Below are 16,692 nucleotides of genomic sequence, written 5' to 3' on the forward strand. Positions count from 1 at the left end.
AAAAGGCTTGAAGGGGCAACAAGAACCTAAAATCACTCCGAAGCAGCAGGCGGTTCATGCTGTTTCGGAGTGATTTTTTAGTTGAAGCTACTTGCTCAAGTCAAGGCTATCGACATTAAAGGTGTCGCCATGGGCTAAGTCACCATAACGATAGCCACGGTTAAACCAGTCCACGCGTTGCTGCGATGTGCCGTGCGTAAAACTATCTGGAACAACATAGCCTTGGTATTCTTTTTGCAGCGTATCATCCCCGATAGCATTGGCAGCCGTGATCGCTTCTTGAATGTCGCCAGCTTCTAAAATCGGTTGTCCTTGATAGGTTTCACCTTGTAGATACTTTGCAAAAGTACCAGCTAAGTAGTCAGCTTGCAGTTCCAAACGAACGCTGTACTGATTATATTCCTTTTCTGAAACTTGCTGGCGGATTTTGTCCAATTGTTGGGTGATCCCCAGCTCATTTTGCACATGATGACCGACTTCATGGGCGATGACATAGGCCATTGCGAAGTCGCCGCTTGCGCCATATTTATCGGAAAGCTCATTGGCAAAGCTCAGATCAAGGTACACATTCTCATCTGCTGGGCAATAAAACGGACCAACCTGTGACGTGGCATAGCCGCATGCCGACTGCACGCTTCCCGTAAATAATACGAGTGTCGGGTCTTGATAGGTTTCTTGCCGCTCTTGAAAAACGTCTTGCCAATAATCTTCTAAATAGCCGAATACGACTGCGGAAAACTCTTTTTCCTCCGTGTACTCACTAGTGCCCACATTTTCTGTCTGGTAATTGGCTGCTTGACCGCTGCCACCCAAGACATCCGGCAGCGAATTTAAATCACCACCGCTAAACAGGAAAAATAAAACAGCGATGATCACCGTACCGATCCCGCCACCAGCAGCCAGCATCCCGCCTGAGCCAGATGATCGCCCCGTTCGATCATCGACATTTCTGCTTTGTCTACCCCCACGCCATTTCATGTTATCTCCTCCTATATAAATCCTAGCTTAATTATAAGAGAAAGGCGGCAGATTGTGAAAAAAAGCGCCTTGAAATTGTTATAAAATGCCAGCAGGAGCCTTGAAAATCAAAGTGTACACTCCTTTTAATCATTCTTTAATCTAACAATTAGCCTTCTAATTTGGTACAGTAGCAATAAAATAGAGGTAGAGGGTGAGCGTATGAAAATGAATTATTCGGGGACATCGGAACGAAGGATTTTGATCTTTAAACGGTTGATTGCTGGCGAGCACCTCAGCTATCAGCAGTTAGCAGAGGATTATTTCGTTTCTCGCAGCAGTATTGCAAAAGATATTTCTTATTTAAAAGAACTGTTTCAAAAAGAAAGCTTACGTCTGAGATTTGATAATTCAGGTACATTTTTTGAAGGAAGTGAATCCCAGATCCATCGGGTGCTCAAACGCTTTTGCTTAATGATGCTGGATCAACCAGCGGCGTTTTCCTTGTTGGTGGAACCTGCGAAATACCAGGAAGTAAATCAGGCGTTTCGTCGAGCGTTAATGGAAAAACAAGTGGAAATGCCCGACAGCTACATCCAAAGTATCGTCCTTTCCATCGTGCTGCTGATCGAACGGGCGAGTCATGCGGAAAACTTAGTGATTGAAGAAAATCGCCAAGTGGGGAAGCTGTTTTTGGAGTTCGACAAATATCCGTTAGTCTATGAGCTACTGAAAGAAATCGAAGAACAGCACATTTATCAATTTTCACCAAAAGAAGTGCAATATCTAACCTACCTGATTGTCGGTAGCGGCTTGAAATTTTTTATGAAAAGTGAAAAAGTTCCTTTCGTCTTTCGGGGAAAAGTGCGCAACTTGATTCAAAAAATCAGCGAAGGCTTAGGCACCGACTTGACCCAAGACAATCGATTGGAAGAAGATGTGACGATCCATCTGTATCAACTGCTGTTGCGGATCGAAGCGCAAACCACAGTCATCAACCCTTTGTTAGAGGAAATCAAACAAAACTATCCTGCCTTGTATGGCGTGGTCTGGTTCTCGCTCCATGATTTTTTGAAAGCGTATCAAGTGGGGATCTCTGATGATGAGATCGGATTTGTCACAATCCATTTTCAAGCAGCGATCGAGCGAATGCGCCGCATGAACAAAATCATTTTTGTCTGTCCCAATGGCGTCGGCACTAGCTCGTTTGTCTCTGCGAAAATTCGTCGCATTCTGCCAGAGATCGACAGTATCGAAACCGTTTCAGTAGAAAAATTAAAGCAGATGGACATCTCGGCGATCGATTTTATTATTTCAACCATCGATCTCGTCGGAATTCAAAAACCTGTGGTGCGGATCTCGCCTATGGTGACCAATCGCGACATGAAGCGGATCATGAATCACTACATCGATTTAGTCATCGATAATGAGGCGGCGGTCGATCAAAATGGTTTACTTCTTCAAGCCCAATCGATGATCCAGCCAACGGTCTTTTTCGAGCGATTTGCCAGCAAAACAGAAGCCATCAATTTTCTGATCGAACAAACCCCTTTTAGTGATGAAAAACGAAAAGCGCAGTTTCAGCAATCCGTCATTGAAAGAGAGCAGCTACAATCAACCTATTTAGATAATGGCTTTGCCATCCCTCATGGCAATCCGAATTATGTCGAAAAAACAGCCATCTCGATTTTGCTTTTGGATCAGCCAGTAGAATGGGGCAACCAAAAAGCCGACATCATTATTTTATTGATGATCAGAGAGGATGAGACGCAAAAGGTGGAACCAATGATGAAATTGATCATGCAAGGAATCGAAAACAAAGAATGGTTCCTATCAAAAATGTTGGAGGTTAAATCAGAATGAAAGTGAAGGATTCTTTGCCTGAAAAGCATATACAAACGGATGAGGCAGTGACAGATTGGCGCTCAGCCGTAAAATTAGCCAGCCAGCCCTTGCTGGATGAAGCGCTGATTACGTCAGCTTACATCGAAGCGATGATTCAAAGTGTGGAAGAAAATGGTCCTTACATGGTGTTGGCGGATTACTTTGCGCTGATGCATGCCCGTCCTGGAGAAGGGGTTTTGGAACAAAGTATGAGCCTTTTAGTAACGAAACAGCCCATCGATCTTGAGGGCAAACCGGTGCGGATATTTCTTGTCTTAGCCGCCGCAGATAGTCAAAGCCATCTAGAAAGCTTGAAAGAGATCATGGCGATCTTTATGGATGAAGAAAAATACAACGTGATATTAAATGGCGATCGGGAACAAATTTGTCAATTATTCCAATAGGAGGAAAAGGATATGAAAATTTTAGCAGTATGTGGATTTGGTGTAGGAAGCTCAATGGTATTGAAGATGACGATCGACAAGGTGATCAAAGAGTTAGGGTTGACGGCAACTGCCGAGAATACTGATTTATCAACGGCAAAAGCGACACCAGCAGATGTTTATTTTACGAGTAATGAATTATTGAATGAGTTAAAAGCATCCGTGAAAGCACCCGTTTATCCAATCAAAAAGTATATGGATAAAGAAGAAGTCAAACAGCAAATGGAAAAATTTTTAGCTGAAAGAGAGGGATAATCATGAATTTTGTCACGGATTATATTTTAAAAAATCCGCCAGTCCTACTGGGGATCATTGCCATGATTGGGTTATTGGTACAAAGAAAACCTTTTGCAGAAGTCGTCAAAGGAACCTTAACAGCTTCCTTCGGGATGGTGGCATTGACGGCTGGGGTAAATATGTTGGTGGGAACGATCGCACCGATCAATGCAGCGGTTCAAACCCAATTAGGCGTTGCTGTGTCAGATGGACTCTCTGACATCACCTTTACGGCAGAATACGGCGGAACAGTTGGTTTAGCGATGTTTTTCGGACTTGTCATTCATTTATTGATTGCTCGCTTTACACCTGTGAAGACGATTTTCCTCACCGGTCACATGTTGTGGTGGTTCCCATTCGTCATCGTCGCTGGGGGCGTTGAAGGCGGGCTTACCGGAATCCCACTGTTGATCTTAGGGGCTGTTCTATCTGCTTGTTACTGGTCCTTCATGCCATGGATCATGCGTAAATATGTATGGGATGCCACAGGCGATGATTCATTCTTGATCGGTCATCCAACGGGGATCTTGTCATTGGTTTCAGGCTTTGTTGCAAAACGGGTCGGAAACAAAGAAAAATCGACGGAAGATTTGAAAGTGCCTGAAAATCTCTCGTTTTTCCGTGAAATATCGATTACTGGCGCGTTAGTGATGTTTTTGATGAATGTCGTCATCGGTTTGATTGCGCCCGTATTAGTTCCTGAAGGGGGCAACTTGGTGATGTTTGCGGTTGATGCTGGCTTGAACTTCGGTGCAGGACTATTGATCATGTTGTATGGGGTACGTCTATTGATCAACCAAATCATTCCCGCCTTTCAAGGGATCGCAGAAAAAGTCGTTCCTGGAGCAAAACCAGCTTTTGATGTACCAATCTTGTTCAACTATCGTCCAAATGCTGTAATCATCGGCTTTATCGTGGCGATGATCACCTCAACGATTTTAGTGGTCATTGCCAATACGACCAACGTCTTTGGCATTTTGATCGTTCCTTTAGTCATCACCAGCTTTTTTGAATGTGGCGGTGCTGCGGTGATCGGCGAAGGACAAGGGGGCTTGCGAGGTGCCATTATTGGTACGATCACAGCTTCTGTCGTTATGGTAGCACTCGTTGGGATCTCTGCAGCGTTGTTCTCAACGACGATTCAAAACTGGATCTTGATTTTCGGTGGGAACGATTTATCTCTATGGGGCATCCTTGGTGAATTGATCGGCAAGCTGTTTGGAGGGTTTTAAATGTTTCAATACTTTGAAAAAGCAAAAGAACTATTGTCTATTGTAGAAGAAAAAGAAGCACCAGTGATTGAGCAAGCCATTGAATTACTGACGCAAACGAACTTGACCAAAAAAGCCATCTACATTTTTGGCGCAAGTCACGCTGGGATCTTAGCTGAAGAGATGTATTATCGAGCAGGTGGCATGATGACCATCAATGCGATCTTTGGAAGAGAACTGATGCTTGATCGCAGCCCAATCACCTTCACTAGTAAAATGGAGCGCTTAGAAGGCTACGGTAGTGCCTTGGCGGCGACCCAACCCTTTACAGCAGGTGATGTGCTGATCTTGCATTCGGTGTCTGGGCGAAACCCAGTTATCATCGATATGGCGCTTCATGCCAAAGAAAAAGGAGTCAAGATCATCGCATTAACGAATCTTACCTATTCGAAAACAGTCACCAGCCGCCATACTTCAGGCTTGCGTTTGTTTGAAACGGCGGATATCGTCATCGACAATCATGGGGAGATTGGCGATGCTGCGTGTACGATTCCTGACGTCGAACAAAAAGTCGGCCCCACATCCACCGTAGTCGGCGCAACGATCTTAAATGCGATCATCGTTGAAGTTTGCCAAAAACTAAAAGAAGCCGGTGTCGACTATCCGCCGATTTTTTACTCAGCGAACCTGGACGGCGGGGATGAATTGAACCAGTCCCTGTTTGAAAAGTACCAAGAAGCGATCCATTATCAGCTGTAAGTCAAGAGTTAGTCGTTCCTTAGCGAACTAAGACGGTCAAAGAAACCATTCAAGACATTTTCTCCTTGCGAGAGAATGTCTTTTTTTGCTTACTTGTTAGAAAAGGGCAGGAGCATAGGGATGAAAATGCGATTCAAGCAAAGAAGGCTTAAACTAGAATTATGTATTTTTACTTAACAATGGTCTTTAAAAATAAAAATATATAAAATAATAGCTGAAATATGAATAAAATACTACAAAAACGATTGTTGTTTAACTTCCCGCTCGGTATAATTAGCTTGGGAGCTACAGCAAGACAACAAATAATGAATAAAAAATCTACAAACCGTTGATTAGAAAGGAGCAGCTTATGGAGTAGGTAGTGGGTATCGATTTTTCGATAAGAAGGAGAGGAAGAATGTGAAAAAAGAAAAGAGAATGTTAGGTGATAAAAGTTATTGTGAAGAAACAGACAAGCGAAGGAGTCGGAAACTACATAAGTATCTGCTTGTCGGACTGATCGTTGTCCTTGTACTTAATCTATTTCCATTTGGTCGTTATGCTGACAATGTGGTAGAAGCCGTTACTTCTACAGAACAAAAGCAAAATAGTGAAGATGGTATCGAATATACAGAGATTCATTCAGCAGAAGAATTAGATACCTTAATACGTAAGGAACTAAACGGTAATTTTAAGCTAGTTAAGGACATTGATCTATCCGACTATCGTTCTAATACAAATACTGCGAATCAAGGATGGCTACCGATCCCAAACTTTACGGGTGTGTTCAATGGTAATGGCCATACGATCAGTGGGTTGCGGATAAATCGAACAGGTAGTAGTTTTTTAGGTTTATTTGGTTCAGTCAATGGAGCGACAATCAAAAATGTGACCGTTGCACTTGGTGGGGATATCCTAGGATCTTCCGCTGTTGGTGTCATTGCAGGGCGAACGACGCATGTAACAAACAATGGTGCCGTTTTAGAAAACAATCAGGTGATTGGCAACGGGCATACAGTTAGAGCCACGGCGCTGCTTGGGTATGCCGGCGGGCTGATTGGTTATTCTGGAGATAATACACGACTGGAAAACAATCAGGTAGAACATATCAATGTCCTGACAAATGGCGTTAGCAATTACGCCGGAGGACTTGTCGGTGCTGCTCGTAACTCTTCATTATTCGATAATGCAATCAATCGTGCCAAGGTAGAGGCGTATTCCTATGCTGGAGGGATAGCTGGGGTTACTTATGGATACTCTGCTCAGGCGCACAGCAATGGCACATTAGTAACGAAAAACATTGTCGATACTGAAAGCAGCGTACAGGGAAGAGGCTCCTATGCCGGAGGGGCATTCGGGGCAATTTATGAAGGCAGTGAAGTGCGGCAAACACTGACGCATGCGAAAGTAGTCGGCAAAGGGGCCTACAATGGCGGCTTTGCTGGAGTTATTTACGATCGTTCAACGGTTGACCAGTCTGCGGCTTATGGTTCTGTCGAGGCTGTGCGCTATACAGGTGGCTTTGTCGGAGCGTTGTATAACTCGGCCTCTGTAAGTAATTCTTACGCACGAGGAGCAGTGACTGGAACAACCGAACTAGGTGGCTTTGTTGGTACATTCTATGATTCAGCGATCATTGAAAACAGCTATGCAGCGAATACGATCCATACGGATGAAAGAAATCAAGAGCGTGCAGGTGCTTTTGCCGGTCAACATCTTGGCACACGGCAACAATATGCAGGGACGAATTATTTTGATCAGCAAATAGCTGGTATCACACAAAATTTAAGTAATGCAGGCGGCGAGCAAACGAGTGGTGCTAGACCTCAAGGAAAAGATACGCAAGAATTTTCACAGTCAGGGACATTCGATGGGTGGGACTTTGAAGATACTTGGATCATTGATAAGGGCTATCCAGTATTTCAATTTTCCTATAAAGAACCTGACATTCCAAAGGAGATCGAAGAACCCATGATCATTGTTCATACAGCGTTTCCAGAAGGAGAAGTCACTGTCCCATTCATTGACATTGAGTATACAGCAACCCCAACAATAGGCAATGAGATTATAGAAGTCTATGTGAAAATCAACGGTAATTTTGATAGTTATTTGTATCTGAAAGGCGGGAATGGTATTACGCCCAAGGGTGAGTTGGGCACAGGGAGAGTCTTTTTCCGACCGATACAAGGAGAAAATCATATTGAGGTCGTGGCTTTTGATAGTAGTGGTGTGACAGGAAGTTATAAAGTTGATCAGCCTGTGAAAGTGGTGGAACATCCTGTTCCAGATTCACCAAAACCAGAAGAAATTAGTACGGAGTTCTTTTGGGAAGATGAACGCACCTTTGTGAATAATCGCTTCCAGTTATGGCTTACAGGAGCTACCGTTGAGGAAAGAAAAAATGTGACGCCAGAGATGGTTGAAGAAGCACTTGCTTCCATCGATGCCACTTTATTGATCGAACCTGATTGGCTCGGTCAGCTTACTGTTCAAGTGAAAGAAAGTACGGCAGAAGAGCTGATTGAAATGATTGAAAATGTGATAGAAAATTTCCCGGAAGTCTTTGAAGATGGCAATCTTGATACATTAGATGATGCATCATTCAACGAAGTCACCCCTGTGGAAACAATGAGCAATAAGGAATATTTTCCTGACGATCCATGGTGGAATAACGGTGAATGGGGGCTACGTGCGATTAATTTACCCGAAGCATGGGCGTTATTTGGCACACATGAAAGGGAGAATGTCAAAGTAGGGATTATCGATGATGGTGTATGGGGGAAGCATGAGGACCTACAAATACCAGCTGAAAATATACAAAATGATCCAAACGCTAAAATAAAGACGGATCTATTTACAGCCGATCATGGGACGCATGTTATAGGAACGATCGGAGCCATTCAAGATAATCAATTAGGAGTTAGTGGAGTGATTAATATTTCACGGCAGAATCTTCTTAGTTATAATTCCTTTGATACGATAGGTTCAGAAATAAGGGAAGACGAATATGGTAATAAGGTAAAGGTGTATAAACTCTTAACTAGTAATTCTGCTCAATTAAGTGGTTTAAAATGGAATGTCGAAAATGGGGTCCAAGTTGTAAATGTGAGTATTGGTGGGAGCGGACTTCGCTTTCCACAATGGGGATATTTTAATCCTTTCATTAGAAAAACTCAACGATTAGTTGATGAAAACTATGAGTTTGTTATTGTACATTCTGCAGGCAATAGTGCAGCGGATGCTAGAAACAATCAATCTTTTTCACATATAGGAGAAAACCATCCATTAAGAGAACGTATTATAACAGTCGGAGCAACAATGAATTTGAACAATCAAATTGAAATGTGGAGCAGTTCAAATTATGGAACGATTATAGATGTTGTTGCTCCAGGGCATAAGATAAAAAGTGCTTCATCGGTTAGCAAAGATTTATATGTTAATAAAAACGGTACTTCCATGGCAGCACCTCATGTTGCGGGTCTTGCCGCTCTTGTCTGGTCGGAAAATCCAGGGCTTAGGAGTGCACAGGTTAAGGAAGTCATTACAGAATCTGCAAAAGAGTCAGGCACAAAAGTCGAAGATACTAGGGAAAAAACACCTAAATCGATTTATCACCAAGTGGATGCTGAGGCTGCTTTAAATAAAGCTCGTGGTGTGGATAAACAGATTGGAAGTATTGTGATTCATGGGAATGTTAGTTTGAACTATAGCAGTAATACAGTAGCGGGGGCACGTGTTCGATTGTATCAGGATAATGAGATTTTAGAACAAACGTGGACAAATTCATCAGGAAAGTTTTATTTTTTTGGTCAAGCTCCTGGTCACAATTATCGAATAACAGTCCACCATCCTTGGTATGCAGCAGGTAGAGTCAATAATATTTCAACTACTGCTGGTAGTGTAACTACGGATGTAGGCACAATAATTTTACAGGAATCATTTTATACTGGAATCGACACTGTATTTTTACTCGATGATTCCAGTAGTATTAGTTCAAATGATTTTTCGCGTATGATCAACGAAACTCGATCACTATTTTTGGATGAGAATGCTTTCACTAATGATGATCGCATTGGTTTATTCACTTTTAATTCAAGGGTGACAAAGCATTTCTCATTTTTAAATCCGTTACTTGCCGCAGATCAGCTTCCTAGGCGAGTTGGCGGTAATACTGCCTTAAACCAAGCAATCGCACAAGGTAATCAAGAATTTGAACAGTATGGACGAAAAAGCGCCAAAAAAGTAATGGTTGTTCTTACAGATGGCCACAATAATATTTCAGGTCCACCAGAGGCAGAATTGATCCAACAGGCTAAAGAAAACGATGTAACAATCTATTCTATAGGGGTGGGGAATGGTCTTAATCAGCGCTTTCTCGATACTATTGCAAGGGAAACAGGTGGTGAATTCTTCCATATCTCTAACTTTCAACAATTAGCAGAAATTTTTGAAAAAATTCGTTACGAACTATTTGACGAAGATATTCAAAAGCTGCAAATCGAACTCTCAGAAACTAGTGCTCACAATCTTCAGACGACCAATGTGGAGTCTGAACGTTTAGCAGCATAAGGTTCTTTTTAAGGAATATGAAATTGTTGTTCATCAAATGGTTATCAATTAGTTGATGTTTAACTAATGAAAAAATAATCATTTGATGAACATTTTTCATAAACTTACAAAATCTTAGATGTAAGGAGTGAATTGAATGCAATCAGATCAACGCATAACAGCAATGAGTCAGAAAGAGGCTGATAGAGCAGATCCCTTATGTATCATTCTTTGTATTTTATTTATCTGTTTCACCAACTGTCACGTTTTAGTTTTACCTGTAAAAGCAGCCGAGGTTTCAGATGCTGATTCAATTCAGATAGAAGGCACCTTAGCCGCCATCCTCAACAGCGAAAGGAATACTACAGAACCCACAGTTCCGCTCACTGAACCATTGCTGGAAATCGTCACGGAACTTCCGAATTCAGAATTGATGGTTCCTTTTTTAGAATTGATTTATGCGGTAACACCAAGTGCGGGGGAAATGCTGAAAGAAGTCTATGTCAATGTGAACGGCGAATACGATCGGCACTTGTATCAAAGAGCGATAGGGGAACCCAAGGTCATGGAGCGAACATTCGGTGAGGCGAGGCTTTTTCTTTCTGCTGATCAACAGGAAAGCCGATTTGAATTGGTCGCCGTCGATAGTGGTGGTGCTGTCAGTAGCTATTTTATTGAGCAGTCATTTTGGTTGTCCGAAAATCCTAAACCGCCGTTACCGACTATCGCTGATGTAACGACGGAAGATTATTATGGGGAAGAAGTGACCTATATAAATAATCGTCTTCATCTCCAATTGAACGATGAGAGTTTTTCGCGAGAAAATGAGGGAGGGTTCGAAACGATGCTTGACCTTGTTCTTGATGAATTTTCCTACTACGATATGGAGCTGATTGCTGGGCCTGACAGAAATGATCGAGTAGTGGTCCAGTTGAAGCAAACCTCGTACAAGGAACTGGGTAGACTAATTTCTGATCTCAAGTTATTTACGTATGATGTGATTGCCAATGGGAGGAGAGAGGAAATCGGTTTAGCAGCGGCTGAACGTCTCCCAAAAACAGAGGAACCTGTCAATCGTTCTGTAGAATTCACACCAGAGATGCTAAAAATCGGCTGGGTACCAGGTTTGTTTTTCCGAAGATATCAGGACAACGTGGTAGGTTTCAAGCTGCATGAAGAAACCACTTTTTTAAATCCAGAGTCATTTCCTGAAACCTATCTCAGTAAGGCGCTGCTAAAAGAAAAAATCGATGAAGCTGTTGCAGCGATTGGCGGCGTTCGTTTAGAAGAAAATCAACCCATCTACCCTAGTGTAAAAGTAGGCGTTGCAGGAAATACACCAAGGAATTTAGTGAAAAAAGGGCAACAACTGCTGACGGATTATCCCGAAGTCTTTTCAAAAGGGTATGTAATAATCAGAGAAAGGCAAAATATTTATGGTTATGGTACCACAGACGAATACAAACGACGATGGCGTGTTAGGAGTAATTTTGAAGAACGGAACTACCCTATCTGGGGAATCATCAATCCGAATGGCAAAATTACGTCGTTAACGAGTATGGGCTGGGATGGTGTGACTGTTAGCATGGCGTTAGTGATAGGATTTGGTTCTATCGGCTTTATTGTGTTTATATTTGAACTTTTTGCTTGCCAAAGGGCAGAAAAACGGAAGAGGAATAGGCAATCAGGTAGAAACTGATTCTCATAGGTCATTCTCAGATGGCAATGAATGTTATTAAACAGATCATTTAAAGTGTTTAGACCTTCATAAGTGAAAGGAGTGAAGCAAATGAAATCCGCTGACTGCGCGGCATCTATCGACGAGAAAATTTATGAAAACTTCTTTGGGAATCATAAAATATTCAGCCTGTTTTTCTTTGCTCTTGCCATCTATCATATGACCAGTTGGCAAGTATTAGCAGCCGAAGGACCAACCGACCAGTCCCAAGGCACCTTAGCCGCCATCCTCAACAGCGAAAGGAATACCCCGGAACCCACAGAGCCGCTCACTGAACCATTGTTGGAAATCGTCACGGAACTTCCGAATTCAGAATTGATGGTTCCTTTTTTAGAATTGATTTATGCGGTCACACCAAGCGAAGGGCAAACGTTAGAAGAAGTCTATGTCAATGTGAACGGCGAATACGATCAGCACTTGTATAAAAAAAAAGCGGGAGAACCTGAAGTTACAGAGCGAACATTCGGTGAAGCTCGTCTCTTTCTTTCTACCGATGAACAGGAGAGCCGATTTGAATTAGTCGCCGTCGATAGCAGTAACAGAAGGACTTATTATCCCATTTAGCAGTCATTTTGGCTATCCGAAAATCCCGAACCACCGTTGCCGACTATCGCTGATGTAACGACGGAAGAGTATTATGGGGAAGAAGTGACCTATATAAATAATCGTCTTCATCTCCAATTGAACGATGAGAGTTTTTCGCGAGAAAATGAGGGAGGGTTCGAAACGATGCTTGACCTTGTTCTTGATGAATTTTCCTACTACGATATGGAACTGATTGCTGGACCAGACAGAAATGATCGAGTAGTGATCCAGTTGAAGCAAACCTCGTATGAGGAACTGGACAGACTAATTTCTGATCTCAAGTTATTTACGTATGATGTGATTGCCAATGGGAGGAGAGAGGAAATCGATTTAGCAGCGGCTGAACGTCTCCCAAAAACAGAGGAACCTGTCAATCGTTCTGTAGAATTCAAACCAGAGATGCTAAAAATCGGCTGGGTACCTGGTTTGTTTTTCCGAAGGTATCAGGACAACGTGGTAGGTTTCAAGCTGCATGAAGAAACCACTTTTTTAAATCCCGAGTCGTTTCCTGAAACTTATCTCAGTAAGAAACTGCTAAAAGAAAAAATCGACGAAGCTGTTGCAACGATTGGCGGCGTTCGTTTAGAAGAAAATCGACCTTCCTATCCTTATGTGGAAGTAGGCGTTGCAGGAAATACCCCAAGGAATTTAGTAAAAAAAGGGCAGCAACTACTAACTGATTATCCAGAGATATTTTCGGAAGCAAATTTAATAATCAGAGAAATTCAGAAACTTCATAATGTGTCAGATGTTTATTTACCACGATGGCGTGTTATGAGTATCTTTGAAGAACGGAACTCCCCTATCTTAGCAATCATCAACCCGAATGGCACAGTTTCTTCGTTAACGGATATAGGTTGGCACGGCGTGACTGTTAGCATGGCGTTAGTGATAGGATTTGGTTCTATCGGCTTTATTGTGTTTATATTTGAATTTTTTGCTTGTCAAAGGGCAGAAAAACGGAAAAGGCAATCAGGTAAAAACTGATACCCGTTGGTCACTCTTAAATTCTAATAGAATTCTGTTACCTCTAAAGAAGAAAGGAGTAAAGCAAATGCAAGCCGAGGGACAAACAAATTCAACAGAAGAGAAATTTTTTGAAAATATCTTTCCCATCTATAAAATCTTTTGTCTGTTTTTCTTTACTCTTGCCATCTATCATATGACCAGTTGGCAAGTATCAGCAGCCGAAGGACCAACCGACCAGTCCCAAGGCGTCTTAGCTGACATCCTCAACAGCGAAAGGAATACCCCAGAACCCACAGAGCCACTCACTGAACCATTGCTGGAAATCGTCACGGAACTTCCCGATTCAGAATTAATGATTCCCTTTTTTGAATTGATTTATGCAGTGACACCAAGTGCCGGGGGAACGCTGGAAGAAGTCTATGTTAATGTAAACGGCGAATATGATCGGCACTTGTATCAAAGAGCGATAGGAGAAACCAAGGTCATGGAGCGAACATTTGGTGAGGCGAGGCTTTTTCTTTCTGCTGACCAACAGGAAAGTAAATTTGAATTGGTCGCCGTCGATAGTAGTGGTGCTGTCGGCAGTTATCACCTCCAACAGTCATTTTGGTTGTCAGAAAACCCCGAACCGTCATCACCGACTATCGCTGATGTAACGACGGAAGATTATTATGGGGAAGAAGTAACCTTCATTAACAATCGGCTTCATCTCCAATTGTATAATGAGAAGTTCCTGCAAGAAAATGAAGTGAATGCCAAAAAATATTTAGATGATTTGCTTGATGAACTTGCATATTACGACATGGTATTGATTGCTGGTCCAGACAAGAATGCCCGAGTAACGATTCAGTTAAAACAAACTCCTTATAGAGAGCTTAATAGATTTATTCGTGATTTAAAAACATTTACTGAGGATATTGTTACCGACGGAGAAATTGAAGAAATGACTTTAGCAGCGGCTGATCGTCTCCAAAAAAAAGAGGAACCTGTCAATCGTTCTGTAGAATTCAAACCAGAGATGCTTAAAATCGGCTGGGTACCTGGTTTGTTTTTCCGAAGGTATCAGGACAATGTGATATTGTTCAAATTTCATGAGGAATCCGCTTTTTTAAATCCAGAGTCGTTTCCTGAAACTTATCTTAGCAAGGCACTGATAAAAGAAAAAATCGATGAAGCTGTTGCAACGATTGGCGGCGTTCGTTTAGAAGAAAATCGACCTTCCTATCCTTATGTGGAAATAGGTGTAGGAGAAAATACACCAAGGAATTTAGTGAAGAAAGGGCAACAACTACTAACTGATTATCCCGAAGTCTTTTCAAAAGGGTATGTAATAATCAGAGAAAGTCAAAAACTTCATAGTGTGCCAGATGTCTATCTACGACGATGGCGTGTTATGAGCACCTTTGAAGAACGGAACTATCCTATCTGGGCGACCATCAATAGGAATGGCACAGTATCATCCATATACAAAATGGGCTTGAGAGGGCTGCCGACTATCGTGAAACTACTAGGAGGTGCCGGTCTATTTTGTGGCATTCTGATTTTCGCCATCTTCATTTACCGAAAAAGACCTCCTCGTAAGAAACACGAGTTTTGGGGTTGAAATTCGTTGAAGGACAAATGAATCTCCTTTCATTACGAAGGCAGGCTTCAAAGGCAATGATTTATTTCTATAAGGTAGAGAATGTTTTTGTGTAAACCTTTTGGTTCCAAATGTGTAACAAATTAGAATCTGATACAGCATACGATGTGGTGCGTATCTCAAATCAATAAAAGAAGGGAGTTAAATAGATGCAATTCATTGATTATGCGGAATCAATCGTCGAGAGAGTCTTTAGGGAACTCTTTCGCCACTTGAAAATCTGCTACCTGCTCTTCTTTACTCTTGCCACTTATCACTTTACAAGCATACAAGCACCAGCAGACGAAGTATCAACCGACCAGTCCCAAGGCATCTTAGCCGATATCCTCAACAGCGAAAGGAATAGCCCAGAGCCCACAGAGCCGCTCACTGAACCATTGCTGGAAATCGTCACGGAACTTCCGAATTCAGAATTGATGGTTCCTTTTTTAGAATTGATTTATGCAGTGACACCAAGTGAGGGGGAAATGCTGAAAGAAGTCTATGTCAATGTGAACGGTGAATATGATCGGCATTTGTATCAAAGAGCGATAGGGGAGCCGAAGGTCATGGAGCGAACATTCGGTGAAGCTCGTCTCTTTCTTTCTACCGATGAACAGGAGAGCCGATTTGAATTAGTCGCTGTCGATAGCAGTAACAAAAGGACTTATTATCCCATAGAGCAGTCATTTTGGTTATCGGAAAATCCCGAGCCGCCGTTGCCGACTATTGCCGACATATCAATACTTGATCGTTATGAAGGAAAGATAGCTTTTGTACATAATCGTCTCCAGCTCCAATATAATGATGAGATACTTACAGGAATAAACGAGCAAAACGGCGAAACGAGTTTAGATCAGCTGTTGGATGAACTTTCTTACTATGACATGGCGTTGATTGCTGGACCAGACAAGCATGAGAGAGTAACGATTCAGTTAAAGCAAACTCCTTATAGAGAGCTTAATAGATTCTTTCGTGATTTAGAAACATTTACTTCTGGTATTGTTACCGATGGAGAAATTGAAGAGATGACTTTAGCTGAGGCGGACCAGTTACCCAAAACAGTAGCACCTGTCGATCGCTCGGTTGAGTTTAAACGTCATATGTTAAAAATCGGCTGGGTACCGGGCTTGTTTTTCCGAAGGTATCAGGACAACGTGGTAGGTTTCAAGCTGCATGAAGAAACCATTTTTTTAAATCCCGAGTCGTTTCCTGAAACTTATCTCAGTAAGAAACTGATAAATGAAAAAATCGACGAAGCTGTTGCAGCGATTGACGGCATTCGTTTAGAAGAAAATCGACTTTCTTATCCTTATGTGCAAATAGCTGTAGGAGGAAATACACCAAGGAATTTAGTGAAGAAAGGGCAGCAACTACTGACGAATTATCCCGAAGTCTTTTCAAAAGGGTATGTAATAATCAGAGGAAGGCAAATTATTTATGGCTATACTACCACAGCCGAATACAAACGACGATGGCGTGTTATGAGCACCTTTGAAGAACGGAACTATCCTATCTGGGCAATCATCAACCCGAATGGCACAGTTTCGTCGTTAACGAGTATGGGTTGGCACGGCGTGACTGTCAGCATGGCGTTAGTGATAGGATTTGGTTCTATCGGCTTTATTGTGTTTATATTTGAACTTTTTGCTTGTCAAAGGGCAGAAAGACGGAAAAGGAATAGACAATCAGGTAAAAACTGATTCTCGTTGGCCATTCTTA

The 16,692-nt window shown here is 42.1% G+C and carries 12 protein-coding genes; 11 read left to right on the top strand and 1 reads right to left on the bottom strand.

The annotated features are described in order from the left end of the window. Nucleotides 1-87: 87 nt before the first annotated feature. Nucleotides 88-978 carry a KPN_02809 family neutral zinc metallopeptidase gene (ypfJ, locus tag IGI72_RS05185; protein ID WP_010747705.1) on the bottom strand — a complete coding sequence of 297 codons (891 nt, stop codon included), beginning with the start codon at nucleotides 976-978 and terminating at the stop codon, nucleotides 88-90. A gap of 201 nt (nucleotides 979-1,179) precedes the next feature. Between ypfJ and IGI72_RS05190 the strand changes: the two genes are divergently transcribed. The 11 genes from IGI72_RS05190 to IGI72_RS05240 all read left to right on the top strand — a co-directional run bounded on the left by IGI72_RS05190 (nucleotide 1,180) and on the right by IGI72_RS05240 (nucleotide 16,673). Then, entirely contained in the window at nucleotides 1,180-2,820 is a 1,641-nt protein-coding gene (locus tag IGI72_RS05190) for a BglG family transcription antiterminator (RefSeq protein ID WP_087627097.1), read from the top strand. After that, nucleotides 2,817-3,245, top strand: coding sequence for a PTS sugar transporter subunit IIA (locus IGI72_RS05195; RefSeq protein ID WP_368264150.1), 429 nt, complete (start codon nucleotides 2,817-2,819; stop codon nucleotides 3,243-3,245). Before IGI72_RS05190 ends, IGI72_RS05195 begins: the two co-directional genes overlap by 4 nt. 12 nt (nucleotides 3,246-3,257) lie before the next feature. Next, nucleotides 3,258-3,539 carry a PTS sugar transporter subunit IIB gene (locus IGI72_RS05200; RefSeq protein WP_005225413.1) on the top strand — a complete coding sequence of 94 codons (282 nt, stop codon included), beginning with the start codon at nucleotides 3,258-3,260 and terminating at the stop codon, nucleotides 3,537-3,539. Nucleotides 3,540-3,541: 2 nt separating this feature from the next. Beyond that, nucleotides 3,542-4,792 carry a PTS ascorbate transporter subunit IIC gene (locus IGI72_RS05205; protein ID WP_016610654.1) on the top strand — a complete coding sequence of 417 codons (1,251 nt, stop codon included), beginning with the start codon at nucleotides 3,542-3,544 and terminating at the stop codon, nucleotides 4,790-4,792. After that, nucleotides 4,793-5,530, top strand: coding sequence for an SIS domain-containing protein (locus IGI72_RS05210; RefSeq protein WP_413128531.1), 738 nt, complete (start codon nucleotides 4,793-4,795; stop codon nucleotides 5,528-5,530). It begins immediately after the preceding gene. 399 nt (nucleotides 5,531-5,929) lie between these two features. Next, a complete protein-coding gene (locus tag IGI72_RS05215) occupies nucleotides 5,930-10,078 on the top strand; it encodes a S8 family serine peptidase (protein ID WP_413152742.1) in 4,149 nt (1,382 codons plus the stop codon). Nucleotides 10,079-10,241: 163 nt separating this feature from the next. Then, nucleotides 10,242-11,756: a hypothetical protein gene (locus IGI72_RS05220; RefSeq protein WP_413152913.1), complete on the top strand. Its 1,515-nt coding sequence runs from the start codon at nucleotides 10,242-10,244 to the stop codon at nucleotides 11,754-11,756. Nucleotides 11,757-11,846: 90 nt separating this feature from the next. Beyond that, complete coding sequence (locus IGI72_RS05225) at nucleotides 11,847-12,359, top strand: hypothetical protein (protein WP_438753359.1); 513 nt, start codon at nucleotides 11,847-11,849, stop codon at nucleotides 12,357-12,359. 165 nt (nucleotides 12,360-12,524) lie between these two features. Beyond that, entirely contained in the window at nucleotides 12,525-13,367 is an 843-nt protein-coding gene (locus IGI72_RS05230; RefSeq protein ID WP_438753361.1) for a hypothetical protein, read from the top strand. Between the two features lie 67 nt (nucleotides 13,368-13,434). Then, nucleotides 13,435-14,952 (top strand): hypothetical protein, encoded by a 1,518-nt coding sequence (locus IGI72_RS05235; RefSeq protein WP_438753363.1) that lies wholly within the window; start codon nucleotides 13,435-13,437, stop codon nucleotides 14,950-14,952. 188 nt (nucleotides 14,953-15,140) lie between these two features. Next, nucleotides 15,141-16,673, top strand: coding sequence for a hypothetical protein (locus IGI72_RS05240; RefSeq protein ID WP_438753365.1), 1,533 nt, complete (start codon nucleotides 15,141-15,143; stop codon nucleotides 16,671-16,673). Nucleotides 16,674-16,692 lie beyond the last annotated feature (19 nt).

The organism is Enterococcus sp. DIV1059_2 (genome assembly GCF_051713685.1).
Lineage (GTDB): Bacteria > Bacillota > Bacilli > Lactobacillales > Enterococcaceae > Enterococcus_D > Enterococcus_D casseliflavus.